Origin of the sequence: Streptomyces sp. NPDC057702 (genome assembly GCF_042799315.1) — a bacterium.
Lineage (GTDB): Bacteria > Actinomycetota > Actinomycetes > Streptomycetales > Streptomycetaceae > Streptomyces.
In genome coordinates this window covers 219,272-238,142 of the sequence record NZ_JBHVJC010000008.1, presented here as the reverse complement: position 1 = coordinate 238,142, position 18,871 = coordinate 219,272, and the positions used below count along the sequence as shown (strand labels likewise).

Genomic DNA, 18,871 nt, shown 5'->3' with positions numbered 1-18,871 from the left:
TCGGCCTGGCCCGGGCGCCCCCGCCAGGCCCGGGGGGCGCCCCGGGCGGCCGGTGCCGTCAGTGTGTTACGGGACGATGCGCAGCAGCTTGTTGGGCGAGCCGCTGCCGGGGTTGGTCACCTTGCCCGGGGTGGCGCCGTTGACCAGGGCCGTGGCCACCTGCGCCGGGGTGGCGCTGGTGTGGTTGGCCAGGTAGACGGCGGCCGCGCCGGCCACGTGCGGGGTGGCCATGGAGGTGCCCGAGATGGTGTTGGTGGCGGTGTCGCTGGTCCGCCAGGCGGCGGTGATGTCGGAGCCCGGGGCGAACAGGTCCACGATCGAGCCGTAGTTGGAGAAGCTCGACCGGGCGTCGGTGCGGGTGGTGGCGCCGACGGTGATGGCCTCGGTGACGCGGGCCGGCGAGGTGTTGCGCGCGTCCCGGTTGTCGTTGCCGGCCGCGACGGCGTAGGTGACGCCGGAGTTGATCGAGTTGCGTACGGCCGTGTCCAGAGCGGAGCTGGCACCGCCGCCGAGGGACATGTTGGCCACCGAGGGGCCGCTGTGGTTCTTGGTCACCCAGTCGATGCCGGCCACGACGCCCGCGGTGGTGCCCGAACCCTGGTCGTTGAGCACCCGGACCGCCACGACCTTGGCCTTCTTGGCGACGCCGTGGGCGATGCCGGCCGTGGTCGAGGCGACGTGCGTGCCGTGGCCGTTGCCGTCCTGGGCGACGTTGTCGTTGTCGACCGCGTCGTAGCCGTTGACGGCCCGGCCGCCGAAGTCCTGGTGGCTGATGCGCACGCCGGTGTCGATGATGTAGATGGTGGTGCCCTCGCCCGCGCTGTCCGGGTAGGTGTACTTCTGGTCCAGCGGCAGGTTGGCCTGGTCGATCCGGTCCAGGCCCCAGTTGGGCGGGTTGTTCTGGGTGGCGGTCGCGTGTACCGCGCTGTCCTGGATGACCTGGTCGACGGCCGGGTCGGCGGCGAGCTTCTTCGCCGCGCGCTCGCTGAGCCGCGCGGAGTAGCCGTTGAGGGCGGCCGTGTAGGTGTGTCTGACGGTGCCGCCGTACTCGGCGATCAGGCTCTTGCCCTCGCCCGAGGTGGACTTGATGCCGGCTGCCTTGTTCAGGGTGACGATGTAGCTGCCCTTGATGGCACCGGTCGCCTCTGCGTCGACGATCCGGCCCTCGGTGGCCTTGGCCGGCGTGGCCTGGGCCGGGAGCGCGGAGATCGCGCCGAGGGCGGTGACGGCGGCCACCGCGGCTACCGCCGTGGCCAGTCGGGACTTGCGCATCGGTGTTGCCATGGTGAGGGGTCCTCCTCATCGTGGCGCGCTGCGGTACGCGCGCAGGGTGCGGGGTGTGCGTGCGCGGTTCTCTCGGAGGCCGGGGACGACGTGGCGGCAGGGTGAGCCTGGGACGGCCGTGTCCCCGGGCCGTGTTGCCGCGGCCTGGTCGGAGCGAACGAGCTGGGCCCCCGACCGGAGGTGGCGCGGCATCACGCGGAGGCCGCCGATCCCGTGGGGGGGCGAACGCCGAGCAGGCGATCGGTACGAGGTGGGTGACGGGCTGCCGTGGCTGAACCTTGGCGCACCCCGCGTACACGACACAAGGGCGCACTGAGGGCCGTTTTCCACAGTGATGCACGCTTGCGCGAGTGAGCCATGGTCCCCGCGCTCCGCGCCGGAATCCTGATCAGGGCGTCGACCTGCGTCTTGCGCTCAAACTGCGGTGGTCCGCCCGGTGACTGTCGACCGAAGCGTGTTTCACAACGGGGCGCGCGGTTGTGAACGGGGCCACAGGACGGGGGCGTTCGTGCTCCAGGCAGCGCAACAGTCAGTTAACACAACGCGGCGCGCGGGCCGTGCACCACCCCCTGCCGCGAGCGGGGGCGCGGGCCCCGGTGTGTCTCCTGGCGGCCCGCGCGCGGCGGCCCCGGCCGCGTGTGGGCGCGACCGGGGCCGGGGTCCGGGCGGGGGCTGGCGGGGCGGGCAGGGGGTGGCGTCGGGGCGACGCTCGGGGGTGCGGTCGGGTTGCGGGTCGGGAACGGGGAGGGGCGGGTGTCACTCCTGGAGCACGATCTTCCCCAGCAGCGAGCGCGTGAGCGCGAAGTGGTCGGCGTGGATCAGCCGTCGGGCCACCGGGAGCGCGGTACCGCCCACCGTGACGGTGCCGGTGGCCGTCGCCGCGTCCGTCAGGTACGTCTCGTGCTCCTCGATCCGCAGCCGGTGCAGCGCCAGCGAGGTCAGCGGCACGGTCGGCGGGGTCAGCGCCCGGGTCCAGACGAACCCGCCGTCGCGTGCCACGCAGCCCAGATCCACGGCGGTCCCGACATCGCTCCAGCTCAGGTCGTCGGCGAGCATCTCGCGTCGCTGGAAGGTGGCCCGTACGCGCCGGCTGGCGGCGATGCCGGGCAGGCCGGCCCCCGCGCGTTCGCCGAGCGAGTTGGCGGCGACCGGGCCGGCCAGCTCCAGTTGGATCTGGCCGCCGGCGATCATCGTGGCGGTGGCCGTGCGCCGGGGCACCAGTTGGGTGAACTCCGCCGTGCTCACCTTCGACAGGTGCAGTGGGTCGATCGAGTGCGGTTGGTAGCGGGCCACGGCCAGCCGCAGGTACGGGAAGTAGGCGCCGCGGTCGGTCGGGTCGCCCAGGGCCACGTCGATGTCGCAGTACCACAGGCGCTGTTCCTCGTCGTAGTGCGGCGTGAAGGCCGCGACGGAGACCGTCGCCACCTGCCCGCCCACCGGCTCGGCCAGCACCCGGTCGGTGGCGGTGGCCTCGGCGTTGGGGAAGTGGGCGGCCGTCAGCCGTGGCGGGGCGGTGGCATCCGACCACAGCGGGTCGATGGCGTACCGGGTGACCAGGTGGTCCGGCAGCGCGGGCCCCGTGGTGGTGGCCGGGTCGAGCACCACGGCCAGCATCTCGTGGTCGCCCGACGAGAACCACGGGCGCTTGAGGTAGACCCGCACCCCGGCCCGGTGACGGATGCGCGTGACCTGGTGTCGCGTGTGGTCCACGACGCGCTCCCAGGTGAAGGTGGGCACGATGTGGCTGAGCTCCGGTGGCTCGGGCCTGCGGGTGCTGGGCACCGACCATCCTTCGCCGGTGGGGCTCGGGTTGCTCGGTCCGCGCCGGGTGATCAGCTCGGTGCGGTCGGTGATCGCCGGGTGGAAGTACTCCCGGAAGCGGGTGGTCGCGACCGGGGTGTAGGTGACGTCGCGGTGCCGGGTGTCGCGGAACTCCTGGCGTACGTCCGAGAGTGACCTCTCGTCCTGACCGGCGCGCACCGTGACGTCCCCGACGTGGGCCTGGCCGGTGACGCGCTCGGGGGCGGCCTGGGTGACGTCGTCGTTCCACTCCTGCCAGGTGGCCTCCACGTCGACGCGCCCGGTGCTCCTGGCGTGGCAGCGGACCAGGCCGTGCAGGTCGGCGAAGGTCTCCTCGGCCTTGCGGCGGAACGTCAGGTCGCCGATGACGGGCCGCTCCAGCGGTTTCTCCACGGCGTGTACCAGGGTGACGTCGATCCAGGGGGTGATCAGCCAGTTCTCGCCGTCGGCCGCCGCGTCGGTTAGCTCCTCCCGCTTGTTCGGCGGCAGCCCGGTGCTCGGGTCGTTCCACAGGGACGAGCCGGTCAGCAGCCGCCAGGGGTGGAAGGTGTCCAGGTCCTCGCGGCGCACGTGGCAGCTCATGCGGACGGTGGCGAACTCCGCCTTGGGCAGGAAGACGGTCAGTTCGCGGTCGATCAGCCCGCGCCAGACCGGCGGCCCGCTCCCCTCCTCGATCCGCAGCCGCAGCGGCTTGGCCTGCGGCCACGGCCCGGGGAAGGCGTACGTCTCGTTCGGCTTGCCACCGGGCAGGCCACGGAGGGAGACGCCGCGCGCCAGGGGGTCCGGCAGGTAGGGCAGGAGCAGTTGGCGCCCGTCGTGGACGACGTACTCCCCCGGTTCGAGCCCCGCGCCGCGCGCCACCGGCAGCGGGGTCAGGGGTACCGGGTCGTGCGGGTTGTGCTTGGCGACGTGGATGGCGTCGAGGAGTGTCAGGTCGATGACGTGGTCCGGGTCCTCGGGCAGGCTGACCCTGGTGTCCAGGTAGCTGCCGGCCTCGCGGGAGCCCGAGGCGAAGAACCGCCGTCGCTGCGCCGGCGCCCGACTCGGGCCGAACGCCGCGTCGTACAGTCCGTGTTGCTCGGCCATCTGGAGGGCGGTCTTGGGCGGGCTGATGTGGCGCTCGTCGAAGGAGCGGTAGCGCCGGTCGAGTTGGTCCACGGGGCTGCGCTGCTCGTGGTCGGGTACCTCGCCGTTGCGTTGGATGGCCCACATCTCGGCGGACAGCGGCGTGCCGTCGTCGGAGACGGTGCTGCGGATCACCAGCCGGGGCTCCGACTCGCCCTCCAGGAAGGGCCACCGGGGGACGATCGCCGGTGGTGGCACCGGCTCCCACCGGCCGTAGGTCAGGGGCTGGGTGGTGGCGCCCTGGGGGGTGCCGGCGGCCAGGGTGGGCCCGTTGCCGGCGAGGTCCACCAGGCGGGCGCGCAGTTGGTAGGTGCGCCCGTAGCGCAGGGCGGGCAGGCTGCCGCGCTGGGGTCGGAACGAGGCGTCCAGGGGGAAGTCGGGCGAGAGGTCGGGCACGGGCACCTGCGGCCGGTTGTCCTCGCCGATGGTGCGGCCCGGTGGTGGGGCGGCCAGGCACCAGCCGCTCCAGCCGAACAGCGCCTGGTGGACGTAGTGGTGGCGCTCGTTGACCCGGTCCCGGGTGAGCGTGCTGGCCTTGACGTGTCCCTCGTCGGGCCCGGCCTGGATGGCAAGTGGTGGCTTGCCCGCCCGCCGGATGGCGTAACTGCCGGTGCGGGCGCACAGCGGGTACCAGCGGCTGACCTGGCCCGTTGTCGCGTCCACGACGCCGACGTCCACCCGGTAGCCACGGATGAGGTGGGCCGCGTCCAGGACGGCGGCGGGGGTGGGCGCGCCGTTCGGGTCGACGCCGGCCACGTGGCGGGCGTCGGCCTCCACCTGGTCGGCCAGGTCCGCGTCCCGGCCTTCGAGGAGCACGGTGATGCCGGCGCCGTGCAGCGCGGGGGGCGCGGTGGTGTCCGGAGCGGTCGGGGTGTCGGGTTCGGTGGGCCGGATGAAGAGCTGGTCGAAGATGCGGGAGAACTCCACGAACTTCATCGCCGCGCCGTCCACGTCCAGGTCGGTGACGTGGACGCGGCCGTCCCCCAGGCCCAGCATGCGACGCCCGTAGGGGCCGGCGTCGTCCGCGTACGCCTCGAAGCGCTCCCCGGCGACGTAGCGCAGGCGCGTCCAGGGGCGCAGGCTCTCGTCGGCGTTCAGCCCCTCGTGGGGCGGGCCGAAGGTGACGCGGGCCTGCCACTGGTCGGCGAGCCCGGCCGGCGGAGTGACCAGCAGGTCCAGGGCGAGGCCGAAGCGGCGTAGCAGTTCCGGGTAGTCGGCCAGCAGGGCGCAGGCCGCGTGGAAGTCCAGGTCCGGCCGCTGGGGTGGGGGCGGCGGGGGCTCGGGGGCGGCGCCGGGTGTGGGGGCGGTGGGCCGGCGGTCGTAGAAGCGGTACGCCTCGGCGAAGCCGAGTTCGGCGTGGAAGGGCTGGTAGTCGGGGTCCGAGCGGTCGATGTAGCGGGGGCGGTACGGGTTGGCGGCGGCGGGGGCCGCGCCGACCGGGCCCGGCCCGCCGCCGGGGCTACGTCCGATCAGCCGGTCCAGCCGTGGGTAGGAGGCGCCGACGGCGCGGGCCAGGTCGCGGACGGCCTGGGTGAGGGGGACCGTCAGGTCCTGGGTCTGTGGGTGGTCCCAGCTCGGCAGCGGTGGCGTGCCGCCTCCGCCGCCGGACGCGGTGCCGTTGGGTGACGTGCCGCGCTGGCCGTCGCCGCCGGGGTCGGGGAAGGCGCGACGGTGGGCGGTCGCCGTGGCCGCGTTCTCGTACAACGTGGTGACCTGGGTGTGAACGGCTCTGCTGGGGAAGGAGCGCAGCGTGATGGGTTCGACGTCGGCCGCGTTCACCGCGACGGTGGGCGCGTGGACCTTGGTCGTGGTGGGGAACAGCTCCTTCCACAGGGTGCTGTCGGGCGGCGGGTAGCGGTCGGGCTGGGGCGTGGTGGGGGCCGTGCTCACGGGCCCGCCCGGCGCCGGCCGGAAGTGCACCTGGAGGGCGGCGGCGTAGTCGGCCAGCGTGTGCGGCCAGTCGACGAAGTGGTCGAAGGCGCCCAGCGTGGTGCCGCCGGTCAGGCGGGGGCTGATCAGCACCGTCAGGCGGAGTCGGGCGTCTGGGGTGAGCCCGTCGGGCAGGACGGTCCACCGGATCGACTCGGGCATGGGTCAGCTCACTTCCGCGAAGGCCGTGCAGTACTCGTCGACGGGGACGCGCTGGGCGCCGGTGACCGGGTCGGGGTAGGGGCTCATCATCTCGGCGAAGGTGGGCGGTCGGACGGCCTCCGCCGCCCCGCCCAGGGCCGCCTGGTCGGCTCCGCCGCCCACGAAGGTCTTCTCGCACTCGATCGTGACGGACTGGGACCAGAAGCCGATGTGGATGCTGATGGTGATCTTGGCCCGGCCGGAGACCTGGCCGGGGCGCCAGGTCAGTTCGAGGTAGAGCTCGATGGAGGCGGAGACGATGCCGAGTACGTCGACCTCGCCGCGAGCCCGGAAGTACCCGCTGAGCCTGGCCTCCCCGGTGTCCAGCTCCAGTCGGAAGTAGATCCCGGCCATCACCGAGAGGCTGCCGCTGGCGACACCCAGGTTCATCGAGACGGCGGCGCCGAACTCCAGCGCCGCCTCCAGGACGGCCACCCGCTTGGGGGTGAGGACGATGCCGAAGAACCCGCCGCCACCCAGCATCGAGACGGTGAGCCGGAAGGGGGCCTGTCGGGTACAGAAGGAGAAGCCCACCTCCAGTGACCTGCCGACGAAGGGCAGGTCGAGGTAGGCGCCCAGGCGCAGGTTCTCCAGGCTGAAGACGCCGACCGCCAGGTTGGGCAGCGGGAGCGCGTAGGAGGCGACGATGCCGGAGCTGGTGACCTGGATGCCGGGCGGGTCGCTGAAGCCGTCGATGGGGATGAGCTGGCGCAGCGTCTCCACGAAGGAGAGCGGGCCGATGAACCGCACGCCCCGGAAGGCCACGTCGACGTCGAGCTTCTTGCCGGCGCGCGCGGTGAAGCGGATGCGCTGGAAGTCCAGTCGCATGGCGTGGAAGTCGGGGATCAGGACGAGGTCGAACTCCTCCAGGCCGCACGTGATGTCCGCGCCGGCGCTCAGGTCCGAGCGCAGCGATCCGCGCAGGTCCACCACGAGGGAGAAGCGGCCGATGGTCCGGTTCTGGGCGTCCTTGTGCGGGACGAAGACCGGGTTGCCCTCGGGGAAGTCCTTGATCTCCGGGTTCCACTCCAGGCGGGCGTTGACCGTCTCGGGCAGTTTGGCGCCCTGACCCGCCTTCTCCAGCGCCTGCCGCAGGGACAGCACCTGGCCGGCCCCGTTGTTCCAGGTGGCCACGGTCTGCCGGACCCGCTCCAGCAGGGCGCGTACGCCCGGGTCGGCGCCGGGCGGCAGGGTGTTCAGCAGGTCGGTCAGGGCGGTGGTGAAGGTGTCGAAGGCCGCGTCGACGTCGGAGAGCCTGATGGGGCCCGGTTTGCCCGCGAGGGACTGGGCCAGGTAGTCACCGATGATCTTGACGAGGGCCTCGGCGGTGTCCACCACGCGCCGGCCGGCCGCCGGGTACCGCTCGGCCTCGTTGCGGATCAGCTCGCGTACGCGCCGCAGTTCGGAGAGGAAGCCGGTGACGGCGTTGATGCTCTCGGTGAAGAAGTTGGGCACCTTGAGCGGCTGGTCGAGCCCGGCCTTCCGGACGAGGTCGGCCAGCGGGAGGATGCCGAGCAGGTTGGCGCCCAGGGCGCCGATGACGTCGGAGGCGTGGAAGAAGTCGGTCGGTTCGAAGGTGCCGTTGGCGATCGACTCCAGCGCGTCCGCGCCACCGGCCGCGACCCCGGAGACCGGCCCCGTCTTGCGGGAGAGGCCGGCCACGTCGAAGCTGGGCGCGACCAGTCCGCCCGAACGGTCGCTCTGGCCGGTGAAGTTCATGGTCAGCGGGGTGTCCGGCGAGCCGAGTACCGGCAGCACGTTGAGGAAGACCTCGCCCCGGTTGGCCTTGCGCAGCCCCTGGTCCACCTGGCGGAAGCCCGACTGGACGAAGCGTTGGGCGTACGTCACGGGCACCGTCAGGTCGTTGCCGCTGAGCTGGCTGACGGCGGGCACGGTGACGGCGGCCCAGCGCAGCTGGGGCAGGAACTGGGCCTGTCGCAGCGAGGGGCTGGCCAGCCCCGGTGGCGCCGCGACGCCCCACACCATGCGGGCCACGTCCAGCGAGGTGTCGTCCGGCTTGGCGCTGGGGGCCAGCGCCACGGCCTGCCCGAGGAGGTCGGCGGTGGTCTCGGGGGCCGGCTCCGGGACGGCGGCGGAGCCGGCCAGCGGCAGCGGGCTGAGGTTGTTGTACGTGGCCACGATGGCGGCCAGCCTCTCCCGGGCGCCACGGTCCTCGGTGAGGAAGAGCAGCGGCGTGCGGAACTCCACGGTCCGGCCCTCGTGGTCCACGGCGACGACCTTGAACCGGAAGGGGCTCTCGGCGCGGGTGGCGGGGAAGAAGTCGCAGGACTCGGGGGTGGGGATGTCGTTGGTGAGGTTCGGTGTGACCAGGGTGTCGACGCGTACGGAGGTGAAGGGGAACTGCACGTTGGCCAGGGGGCTGGACTCCGGTGCGCCCACGGGCAGTTCGCGCTCGGGGTCGTAGGTGCGCAGCGGCTCGCGGACGACGATGAACCGGCGCTGGAGGAGGTAGGCGGCGCGCGCGTCGTCGAACTTGCGCTCGGTGACCTGGATGAGGTCGGCCCGGTGGCCGAAGGGGCACAGGAAGCCGGAGAACATGACCCGGACGTAGTGGTCGCGCCCCATGGTGGCCTGGTGCCGCCACTCCGAGAGGGTGACACCCTGGGGGCGCTGCTCCCGCCACTGGCCCAGGCTGTCCAGCCAGCCGCCGACGGCCGAGAGCATCAGGTTGTCCACCGCCACCGGCAGCGGCGTGAACGGCTGCCCCTCGGGGGTGGTCAGGCCGTCGTTGGCGGTCAGGTCCACGATGGCCGTACGGTGCGGCCCGCTGAGCGATGCCGTGAAGGTCTCGGGGGCGCCCGGGTCGGGGTCGCGGTCCCGGTTCCACACCGCGCGCACCGTCCGGTCCGCCGCCCGGCCGCTCGGCGGCGTGAACCGGGTGTGCCACAGTTCGACCCGCTCCCCCGGCTCGGGGTCGATGACCCCCCGGTGGAACCAGCGGGCCCGCTGCGAGGGGGAGAGCAGCAGCCGGTAGGGCAGTTCGATGCCGGTGAACGGGTGGGCGGGGTCGGCCAGCGGGTCCTGCGGGACGCGCGGGGCCGCCGCCCGTGGGGCGGCCGAGGGTGGCGAGGCGCCGGCGGTGGCGGTCTCCGTGTCGCTGTCGGTGGTGGTCTCGACCACGGCTCCGGCGGCGCTGGCAGCGGCCAGTGTCGCCTCGGTGCCGTAGCGGGCGCTGAGTTCGGCGGTGGTGCGCAGCAGCCGCACCAGGGCGCTGGCCCGCAGCGCGGCGTCCGCGCCGCCGGCCGCCGGGTCGCCGCCGGCGCCCTCGGGTGGCCCGGGGTCGCCGAAGCGCAGGGTGGTGACGGGCTCCGCCTCGCGGGCCGCGTCCACCACGCGCAGACGCAGTGCCCGCATCGCGGCGAGCAGCCCCTCCTCGGAGTACGCGACGGCGTCGCCGGGGCCCACCTCGAAGACCAGCACGCTGCGCCCGCTGATCAGCGAACCGACGGGCGGGGCGGCCGGCGGGGTGGGGCTCTCCTCCTGGAACACCTCCTCCAGGACGTGCTGTGGGCCGAACGTGACGACCAGGAGGCCGTCGCGGGCCGGGTCGGCGCGGACCAGGTAGCGGCGTCCCAACCGGTTCTCGAAGGTCAGGCCGACGAAGCTGAACGCCAGATCCAGCAGGTCGGTGCCGCGTAGGACGCGAAGCGGTGACGGTGACGGTGTGCTCATGATGCCCCTCGGGCCGTGCGCTCGGGGATGTGGGAGGCAGAACGAGATCGGCCGCCCGCCCGGGGCTCCAGCCACCACGGGCGGGCGGGTGCCGTAGCTACCGCTTATCTACCGCGCACGGAACGAGGGGTGTAGTGGCCGAACGGGTGACTCGGGGGCGCGTTCCGCTGGGGCGCGCAACCCGCTGCATCATGCATGTGCTCCGGCGGAGCCCCGGACAACGCGTCCGGCCCCCCGCGCCCCGCCGTGGCGGAGTGCGAGGGGCCGGACGCGAGATCGCCGGCGGTGCGCCGGCGGCCCGAGCGGGGCGGACTCAGTGGCAGCGGCGCGCTCGCTCGAAGCGCTGCGCCAGGGCGCGGAAGGACTCCTTGGGCTCCCAGTGCCAGTCGGAGGTCGGGTCGTGCGGCCGGTCCTGGATCGTCTTGACGAGGCTGTAGCTCACGATGTCGAGGTCGTGGAGCGCGTCGGGCACATGCGGAAGCTCGGGGCTGACGAAGTTGAAGACCATCCCCGCGTACAGGTTCATCGACTCGAAGACGTCGAACACCTCGCTCAGGTAGGCCGCCTGGGTGCGCTCGCTACGCACCAGGCCGCCCTTGATCTCCGGCGGCGTCTTCTGGTCGTCGATGACGTCGTACCACCCCATGCCGCCCTGCTCGGGCGCGCCCACGTAGGTGCAGCTCCCGCACTCGGAGATCGCCACGGGCTTGCCCCAGCGCTGGAGGGGCTTCAGGTCGCGCACGTAGGCGGCGCGGTCGGGGTGGTAGCCGTAGTAGTTGGCGCTGACGACGTCGAAGAGCTTCCAGTCCACCTCCTCGTCGAAGGAGGCGCCGTAGGTCAGCGAACCCCTGAAGACGGACCTGCCCACGGCCGCCGCGCGGGCGATGAAGGCTTCGAGCTTGAGCGACATCTGCTCGGGGTCGTAGTTGCCCTTGAGGATGTTCTCGATGCGCTCGACCGCGTCGGCGCCCGGCACGATGCCCGGCACGTACAGCACGAACTCGCAGCCGACGCTCAGGTGCACCTTGGCGCCGTTGCGGCGCAGCCTCTCGGCGTGCCGGCCGGTCTCGGCGAGGTGGTCCAGGATCTCGCTCTCGGGGCGGTCCCCCAGGCGTGGCTGGAGCCAGACGTGCAGTCCGCGCTGGGCGGCCTCGGACGCGGTGGCCGCCAGGTCCTCGACGCCGTCGCCCCAGACGGAGACGGAGTTGGCGTGCAGGTCGTTCCTGACGGCCGTCAGGTCGGCGCGCATCCGGGCGGTCGTCCACCCCGCCTCCCGCGACGCCTCACCGACCTCGTAGCACACCCCCCGGTACGTCAGCCCGCGCGACGCCCGGCTCCCGGGCCCGGCCGGGGCCGGCACCGTGGCCGTGGCCGGTCCCGCGCCGAGCAGCGCCCCCGCCGTCGCGGCGCCACCGGCGGCCCCTGCCAGGGCCAGGAACCGTCCCCGGCTGATCCCTTGACTGCGCACTGCGTCTCCCTCGTCTCGTTCCCCGCGAGAGCCGCGCTCATCTCGGCGGCTCGGTTCCAGTGTGGAAAGCGCGGGTGTGCGCCGGCGTCCCTCCTTGGTCTGTGACGGGACGACCAAGGGATGAACGCGGTACGCGCCGGGCTGACTTAGGTCGCGCGACCGGCGAACGGCGGGCTCGCGAGGGCGCTCGCGCGCGGTTCGGTGCCGGTGCCGGTGCGGCGGCTTCAGTACCGGCGGGGGCGGTTCTCGAACTCGCGGCGGGCCTCGCGCACGCTGGTGCTGACGGTGTCCACGCGCTCGGTGAGGTCGGCCAGCCGTCTGTCGAGCCGCTCCAGGTGGCGCCGCATCTCGGCGACGGTGCGCACCAGCGCGCGCACGGTGGGGTCCAACTCCGGATCGGCGACCACCACGCCCGGCGTCAGCAGGCTCTCCACCAGCACCCCGTCCTCGGCGAGCTGACGGTAGGCGGCGTCGACCGCCCTGGTGAGCACTCCCAACTCGGTGGCCAGGTCCGCCGCGTCCGGCAGCGTGTCACCCGGCTGGTAGACCCCTTCGGCCAGGTCGCGCCGCACCCGCGCCACGACCTCGTCCGACCTCAGCGACTTCCGCATACGCTCCATGCCTCGAACGTAACCCCTCAGTCGCCCCGGGCGCGCACCGCGAGCAGGGCCGCCAGCGTGGTCGGCAGCAGGAGCAGCCCGAAGGCGGCGGCGTAGCCGGCCGGGTGGGGGGAGCCGGCGCCCAGGCACGCGTTGAACAGGGCGGCGGACAGGCCGAGGACGCTGATCTGGCCCAGGTTCTGGTTGGTCTGCATCGCGCTGCTGGCGTACCCCTGTCGGTCGGCCGGACTGTGCGCGAGGGAGAGCACCGTCAGCGAGGGGGCGTACATGCCCATCCCGACGGCCGCGACGGGCATGGCCGCCGCGGCGGTGTACGCCGGCACCTCGGGCAGCGTGCCCACGGCGGCGATCACCACGGCCCCGCTCTGCACCAACGCGCCGGCCACCACGAGCCGGTGGCGGGGCGCGCGGGACAGCAGGTTGCCCTGGACCCAGGAGGAGGCGGCCCAGGCGAGGGCGGCTCCGGTGAAGGCCAGGCCGACCACCACGGGGGGCGCGTCCCGCTCGCTGACCAGCATCAGCGGCACGAACGCCTCCAGCGTGAAGAAGACCCCCGATCCCAGTCCGCACAGCAACACCGTGGCCGGCAGGCCGCGTACGGCACGCCAGGTGCCCGGCGGCAGCAGGCGCGGGGCGAACAGCACGAGCAGCGTGATCCCGCCCGCGGCGAACAGCAGGTGGCGCGGGTCCCAGCCGGAGACGCCGTACTGGCCGAGCGCGGCGCCCACGCTCACTCCGCAGGCGACCAACAGCGCGGGGCGCGGTGGTTCCTCGGCGGACGGGTCGGCGGGGCGCGGCCGGGAGTGGCCGCGCAGGGCGGACATGACGACCAGCGTCGGCAGCAGGGTGAGGGCGGCGAGGCCGAAGAACACCGCGCGCCAGGACCACCACGCGCTGACGAGCCCCGCCAGCGGCGGGCCGACCAGCGAGGGGACGATCCAGCAGGCGCTCATCAACGCGAGGGCGCGCGGGCGCAGGTGCGCGGGGTACGCCTGGCCGATGGCGGTGTTGATGGAGACCGCGACCATGCCGCCCGCCACCCCGTCCAGGAAACGACCGGCGGCCAGCTGCCAGATCGTGGTGCTGGCGCCGGAGACCAGGAGGGTGATGACGGCCAGCACCATGCCGACGGCCAGCGGGCGGTGGGCCCCGGCGCGGTCGGCCCAGTGGCCGCCCAGCACTCCGCCGAGCAGGCTGGCGGCCACGAAGCTGCCGGCCACCAGCGGGTAGAGGGAGACCCCGGACAGGTCCCGGGCGGCCGTGGGCAGGGTGGGCACCACGGCGAGCGCGGCCAGCCCGGTCAGGAACATCACCGCGGCGAAGCTGGCGGTGGCGGTCGCGTACGTCCGGGAGAACAGGCCCTCCTCGGTGGCCTCGGCCGGTGCCAGGGCGCGCTCCGTCATCGCCACCACCGTCTCGGGCACCGGCGCCGTCCGCGCGCGGGGGAGGCGGACGGGTCCGGGGCGGGGCGGGGTTCGACGGCGTCGGGAGGCGTTCGTGGGAGCAGATGGTGGGGGCGGGACACAGCGGGACCCTAGCCAGCCGTTCCTGGGGCGTCGATCGATTTGTGAGGCGAGGAGGACGGCAGGGGTGGTTTGCGCGGGAAGGTGTGCCGGCGACGGAAGTGGGTGTGTGGCGCGGGTTTTGTTCGGTGGGCTCGGCGCTGCTTGCCGAACAACACGCACGTCGCTGAGCTGGGCGGGTCGGCGGGTCACGGGTGCTGGAGGCAGCACGGGCGGGCCGCCGGCGGCGGGGCCTCCGCGGAGTTCGGCCAGCCGGGCTCCGGCGGGTTCCGCCCGGGAACGCGTCGATGTGTGCGGTGCCTGGAGCACCGTCGGGAGGGGATGCGGGGATGCGGACGAAGGTCAGTTCACGTGGGGTGCGGGGGGCGTTGGTCGCCGCTTCGGTGGTGGCGCTCGTGGCGGCGGTGCCGGTGACCGACAGCGGTGCGCGGACGGCGCGGGCCGACACGGCGGCGGAGCGCGGCGGCTGGGGCGATCCGCTGGCCAAGTGGTCGGACGAGTTCGACTACGGTTCGGCCAGCAAGCCGGCCGTGCCCGACCAGGCCAAGTGGGAGCTGGCCGGAGGCGGGGTGAACAAGTGCTGGCCCGGGCACGCGGGCAACGGCGAGCGCTGCGACAAGAACACCCGGGTGCTGGGGGGCGTGCTGCGCCTCAGTGGTGACAAGGACGGGGACAGCGGCTGGTTGGGTTCGTTGCACGGGCAGCGGTACGGGCGCTGGGAGGCCCGGGTGCGCTCCCACGGCGTCGGCGAGAACAACGGCCGGCAGTACCACCCGCTGCTGATCCTGTGGCCGGACTCCGGGGACTGGCCCGAGGACGGGGAGTACGACTACCTGGAGAACGGCGCGCCGGGCGAGAAGTGCGCGGAGGCGTTCATCCACTACCCGCACGACGCGGACGTGCCGGTGCAGCAGAAGTTCGCGCAGAAGTGCGGCGTGGACCTGTCGAGGTGGCACAACATCGCCGTCGAGTGGACGCCCGACCACGTCCGTGGCTTCGTCGACGGCGTCCAGTGGTACAGCTTCTCGGGTGGTGCCAACGCCGACCGCCAGTGCATCCAGTGCGCCCCGTCCATGCACCAGACGATCCAGCTCGACAACTTCTACGGCTCCGGTCTGCAACGCGCGGTCTACGAGGTCGACTGGGCCCGCGTCTACCCGTACTCCCCCGGCCGGTGACGCCGCCCGGTGGCCGGTCGGCCCGGTCAGTCCGGCCGGCCACAGGGCGGGTGGTAGGCCAGGTGGTGGACGTGGCGGCGCCACGTCGCGCGGGTGAGGGTGCCGCCGGTGGCGGCACAGGTGTGGGCGAGTGCCTGGGTGACGGGCAGCCGCCACACCCGGGTGGTGGTGTCGTAGCTGGCGGTGGCCAGGGCGGTGCCGTCCGGGTGGTAGGCGACCGCGGTCACCGAGTCGTTGTGGCCGGTGACCGCGTCGCCCAGCGGGCGGGCCGTCGCCGGCTGGTCGGTCTCCCACAGCCGTAGGGAGTCGTCGCTGCCGGCGCTGGCCAACCGGGTCCCGTCCGGGCTGAACGCCAGCGCGTGCACGCCGTCCTCGTGACCGGTCAGCGGCCGGCCCACCGGGGTGGGTCGCCGCCGGTCAGTCAGGTCCCACAGGCGGATTCTGCGGTCCACACCGCCGGTGGCCAGGGTGGTGCCGTCGGGGCGGAAGGCGACGGCGGTCACGAAGCCGTCGAAGTCGGTCAGCGGCTCGCCCAGCGGCCGGGCCCGGGCGGGTGTGGTCACGTCCCACAGGCGCGCCGTGTCGTCCTCGGCGCCGCTGGCGAGGGTGCGCCCGTCGGGGCTGAACGCCACGGCGACGACCTTGTCCGTGTGGCCGGTCAGCGGCTGGCCCAGGGCGCGCGGGTGGCGTGGGTCGCGCACGTCCCACAGTCGCACGACCCGGTCGTCGCCGGCGCTGGCGAGCGTCCGCCCGTCCGGGCTGAAGGCCACCGCGGCGACGGCGGCCCGGTGGTCGACCGGCGAGCCACCCACCGGGCGCGGGTCCTCCCCGTCGGTCACGCGCCACAGTCGTACGAACCCGTCCTCGCCGGCGCTGGCCAGGTGGTGGCCGTCGGGGTCGAAGGCCAGGGAGGTCACCGCCGCGCCGCCGGGGGCCCGGAGGGTGACGGCCGGGCGCGGGCGCGCGGGCTGTGCGGTGTGCCACAGGCGAAGGGTGCCGCCCGTGCCGGCGCTGGCCAGCAGGTGTCCCCGGGGGTGGAAGGCGACCGCGTTGACGGGTTGGGTGTGCTCGGTCAGCAGGGTGTCCGGCAGCCGCCACAGCCGTACGGTCTGGTCGCGCCCCGCGCTGGCCAGGGTGCGGCCGTCGGGGGCGAAGGCCACCGACCACACGCCGTCGGTGTGGTCGGTCAGCGGACGGCCGAGCGGGCGCGGGGAGTCCGGGTCGCCCACCTGCCACAGCCGCACGGTGTCATCGAGTCCGGCGCTGGCCAGGGTGTGCCCGTCGGCGCTGAAGGCCAGCGTCCAGACGGCGTCGTCGTGGCCCGTCAGCGGCTCGCCCCGGCGCCGGGGCCGGTCGGGGTCGCGCACGTCCCACAGGCGCAGGGTCCGGTCGTATCCGGCACTGGCGAGCGTCCGCCCGTCCGGGCTGAACGCCAGGGCCCACACCGGCTCGTCGTGGCCGGTCAGCGGGCGGCCCCGCACGGTGGGTCGGACGGGGTCGGTGACGTCCCAGAGCCGCACGTCGCGGTCGAAGCCGGCGGTGGCCAGCGTCCGGCCGTCGGGGGCGAAGGCGACCGCGCGCACCCCCTCGGCCTCGTCGGCCACCAGCGGCTCGCCCAGCGTGCGGGCCCGCGCCGGCCGGCGCAGGTCCCAGCGGCGCACCGTGCCGTCGTCGCTGCCGCTGGCCAGGACGTGCCCGTCGGGCGAGAACGCGAGGGAGATGACGCCGTCCGTGTGGCCGCCGAGCACCCGGCCCACCGGCCTGAGCCCACGGGCCGGCGCGGACACGTCCCACAGGCGCACGGTGTTGTCGTGCCCGCCGCTGGCGAGCAACCTGCCGTCGGGGCTGAACGCCAGGGAGCGGGGGCCGCGCTCGCCGTGGGCGGCCAACGGGCGCCCCACCGGGCGTCGGTGCCCCGAGGTGGTGGAGTCCCACAGCCGCAGCGTGCCGTCCTGACTGGCGCTGACCAGCAGCCGGCCGTCGGGGCTGAAGGCCACCGCGGGAATGAACCCCCGGTGGCCCCTGAGCGGCGCCGACAGCGGGCCGTGCGCGTCGGTGACCAGCCGCGTGTACAGCGCGCCGCTGGCGCGCCGGGCGTAGGCCGTCGCGTCGAGCTGCGCCGCCAGCGAGGTCTGGGAGGTGCGCAGCGCGTCGGCCTCGGCGGTGATCTGGTGGAAGACGGCCGTGTCGCGCTCCGCGCGGGCGGTGCCGCGCTGTTGGACGGCGACGACGGCGGCGCTGGTGGCCAGCAACGCGAGGACGGCCAGGCCGGCGATGACCGAGCGGCGGAGCCGCGTCACGCGGCGGCGGTAGCGCACGGAGGAGGCGAGGAAGGCCCCTTCGAGCGAGGTGAGTTCACGTCGGTCGGTGGCGGGGAACGCCTCCGCCGCCGCCGCCAGCCGGCTGCCCCGGTAGAGGCTGCCGGCGTCGCGGTCCAGGTCGTGCCAGGCGCGGGCCGCGTCGGTGAGTCTGCGGTGGAGGCGCAGCCGGTCGCGTTCGGCCTCCACCCAGCGACGCAGCCGGGGCCAGGAAGTGATCAGGGCCTCGTGGGCCAGTTCGACGGTGTCGTCGTCGAGGACGAGCAGCCGGGCGGCGGCCAGGCGTTCCACCACGACGGCGGCGTCGTCGGCCGCCTCGAAGTCCAGCTCGCCCCGGTCGATGGGCCGGCGCGTGGCCGCCGTGCCCCGCCCCGGGGCGACCATGCGCAGCAGGATCCGCCGGGCCAGGTCCGCCTGGGCGGGGGTGAAACGGGCGTAGGCCCCTTCGGCGGTGCGCGCGATGGCGCCGTGCAGTCCCCCGGCGGCCTCGTAGGCGACCTCGTTGAGCGCGGCGCCCCGGCGGTGGCGCCAGGTCTCCAGCAGGGCGTGGGACATCAGGGGCAGCCCGCCCGGCTCGCCGCGCACCTCGTTCAGGATGCGGTCGGTCAGCGCACGTTGGACGACCAGGCCCCGGCTGCGGGCGGGCTTGGTGATCGCCTCCCGCAGCTCGGGCTCGTTCATCGGCCCCACCAGGACGGTGGCCTCCTGGAGGGCGGCGGTCAGGCCGGGGTGCGCGGTGCACTGGTCGAGGAAGTCGGCCCGTACGGTGATCACCACCCGCAGCCGGTTGTCCGGGTCGCGCGCGGACAGCAGGCGGTCCAGGAACGCGGCGCGTTCGGCGGGGTCCTCGCACAGGGTGAACAGTTCCTCGAACTGGTCGACCAGCAGCCAGGTGTCGCCCACGCCGGCGGCGGCCTCCAGCCGCGCGGCGGGCGTCTGGAGCGGGTGGGCGCCGGGGGTGAGAATGCGGACGGCGGCCACCCGTGGGGCGTCGTCGCCCGGCGCCCGCAGGCGGGGGACGAGGCCGGCCCGCAGCAGGGAGGACTTGCCGCTGCCGGAGGGGCCGAAGACGGCGATGAAGCGGTGTTCGCGTGCCAGCCGCACCAGACGGGCGGTCAGCTCCTCGCGGCCGAAGAAGACCGGGGCGTCCTCGACGTCGAAGCGGGCGAGCCCGCGATACGGCGCGGCGACCTCGTCCCGCTCCGCGGGGCGCGGGGCGGCGCGCCTGGCCTGGTGCCAGCGCTCCTCCCAGCCGGCCGGGTCGGCCCCGCAGGCCCGTACGTAGGCGAGGGTGACCTCCAGCGAGGGGAGTCGCTCCCCGGCGGCGGCCTGCGAGAGGGTGGTGACCGCGTAGCCGGCCCGCCGCGCCAGGTCCCGGTAGGTGGGGCCGCCCGCCCCGCGCCGCAGTTCGCGCAGCGCGTGCGCGAATGCCTGGACCGGGCCGGAGCCGGGGTCCAGGGGTTCCTCACGTCGTCCCACTTCCTCGCCCCACTCGCCCCAACTCGCCGTGCCCTCAAGGCTTTCCGTGTCGCGCGAGCGCGTCGGGCGACCCCTCACCGTAGGCAACAGCGCGTGCGCTGGGCAACCGGACGCTCACACTCTGGTCAGCGCGCGAGGGCCGTCAGCTCGGGCCGGCCGCCGGTGCCGGCGCCGGCCCGACGCACCGACCCGGCGTGTCCGGCGCGGTCAGGGCGCGCGCGGCGGCGCGGCCACCTCGGCCCGAATGCGGTGG

At 74.2% G+C, this 18,871-nt stretch carries 8 protein-coding genes; 1 reads left to right on the top strand and 7 read right to left on the bottom strand.

The genetic code is table 11. The features are described from left to right. Positions 1 to 66: 66 nt before the first annotated feature. The 6 genes from ACFVFR_RS08485 to ACFVFR_RS08460 form a co-directional block, all read right to left on the bottom strand. Positions 67 to 1,284, bottom strand: coding sequence for a S8 family peptidase (locus tag ACFVFR_RS08485; protein WP_383698926.1), 1,218 nt, complete (start codon positions 1,282 to 1,284; stop codon positions 67 to 69). 756 nt (positions 1,285 to 2,040) lie between these two features. Beyond that, positions 2,041 to 6,300 (bottom strand): hypothetical protein, encoded by a 4,260-nt coding sequence (locus tag ACFVFR_RS08480; protein ID WP_383698925.1) that lies wholly within the window; start codon positions 6,298 to 6,300, stop codon positions 2,041 to 2,043. Positions 6,301 to 6,303: 3 nt separating this feature from the next. After that, positions 6,304 to 10,032 (bottom strand): hypothetical protein, encoded by a 3,729-nt coding sequence (locus ACFVFR_RS08475; RefSeq protein ID WP_383698924.1) that lies wholly within the window; start codon positions 10,030 to 10,032, stop codon positions 6,304 to 6,306. A gap of 313 nt (positions 10,033 to 10,345) precedes the next feature. Beyond that, positions 10,346 to 11,500, bottom strand: coding sequence for an abortive phage infection protein (locus ACFVFR_RS08470; protein ID WP_383698923.1), 1,155 nt, complete (start codon positions 11,498 to 11,500; stop codon positions 10,346 to 10,348). A gap of 224 nt (positions 11,501 to 11,724) precedes the next feature. Further along, complete coding sequence (locus tag ACFVFR_RS08465; RefSeq protein ID WP_383698922.1) at positions 11,725 to 12,120, bottom strand: GntR family transcriptional regulator; 396 nt, start codon at positions 12,118 to 12,120, stop codon at positions 11,725 to 11,727. 17 nt (positions 12,121 to 12,137) lie between these two features. Continuing rightward, positions 12,138 to 13,523: an MFS transporter gene (locus tag ACFVFR_RS08460; protein ID WP_383698921.1), complete on the bottom strand. Its 1,386-nt coding sequence runs from the start codon at positions 13,521 to 13,523 to the stop codon at positions 12,138 to 12,140. A gap of 449 nt (positions 13,524 to 13,972) precedes the next feature. Here ACFVFR_RS08460 and ACFVFR_RS08455 point away from each other — a divergent pair, with 449 nt between their 5' ends. Beyond that, entirely contained in the window at positions 13,973 to 14,821 is an 849-nt protein-coding gene (locus tag ACFVFR_RS08455) for a glycoside hydrolase family 16 protein (RefSeq protein WP_383698920.1), read from the top strand. A 26-nt stretch (positions 14,822 to 14,847) separates the two neighbouring features. Here ACFVFR_RS08455 and ACFVFR_RS08450 read toward each other — a convergent pair whose 3' ends face one another. Next, positions 14,848 to 18,618: a WD40 repeat domain-containing protein gene (locus ACFVFR_RS08450; RefSeq protein WP_383698919.1), complete on the bottom strand. Its 3,771-nt coding sequence runs from the start codon at positions 18,616 to 18,618 to the stop codon at positions 14,848 to 14,850. Between the last annotated feature and the right edge of the window lie 253 nt (positions 18,619 to 18,871).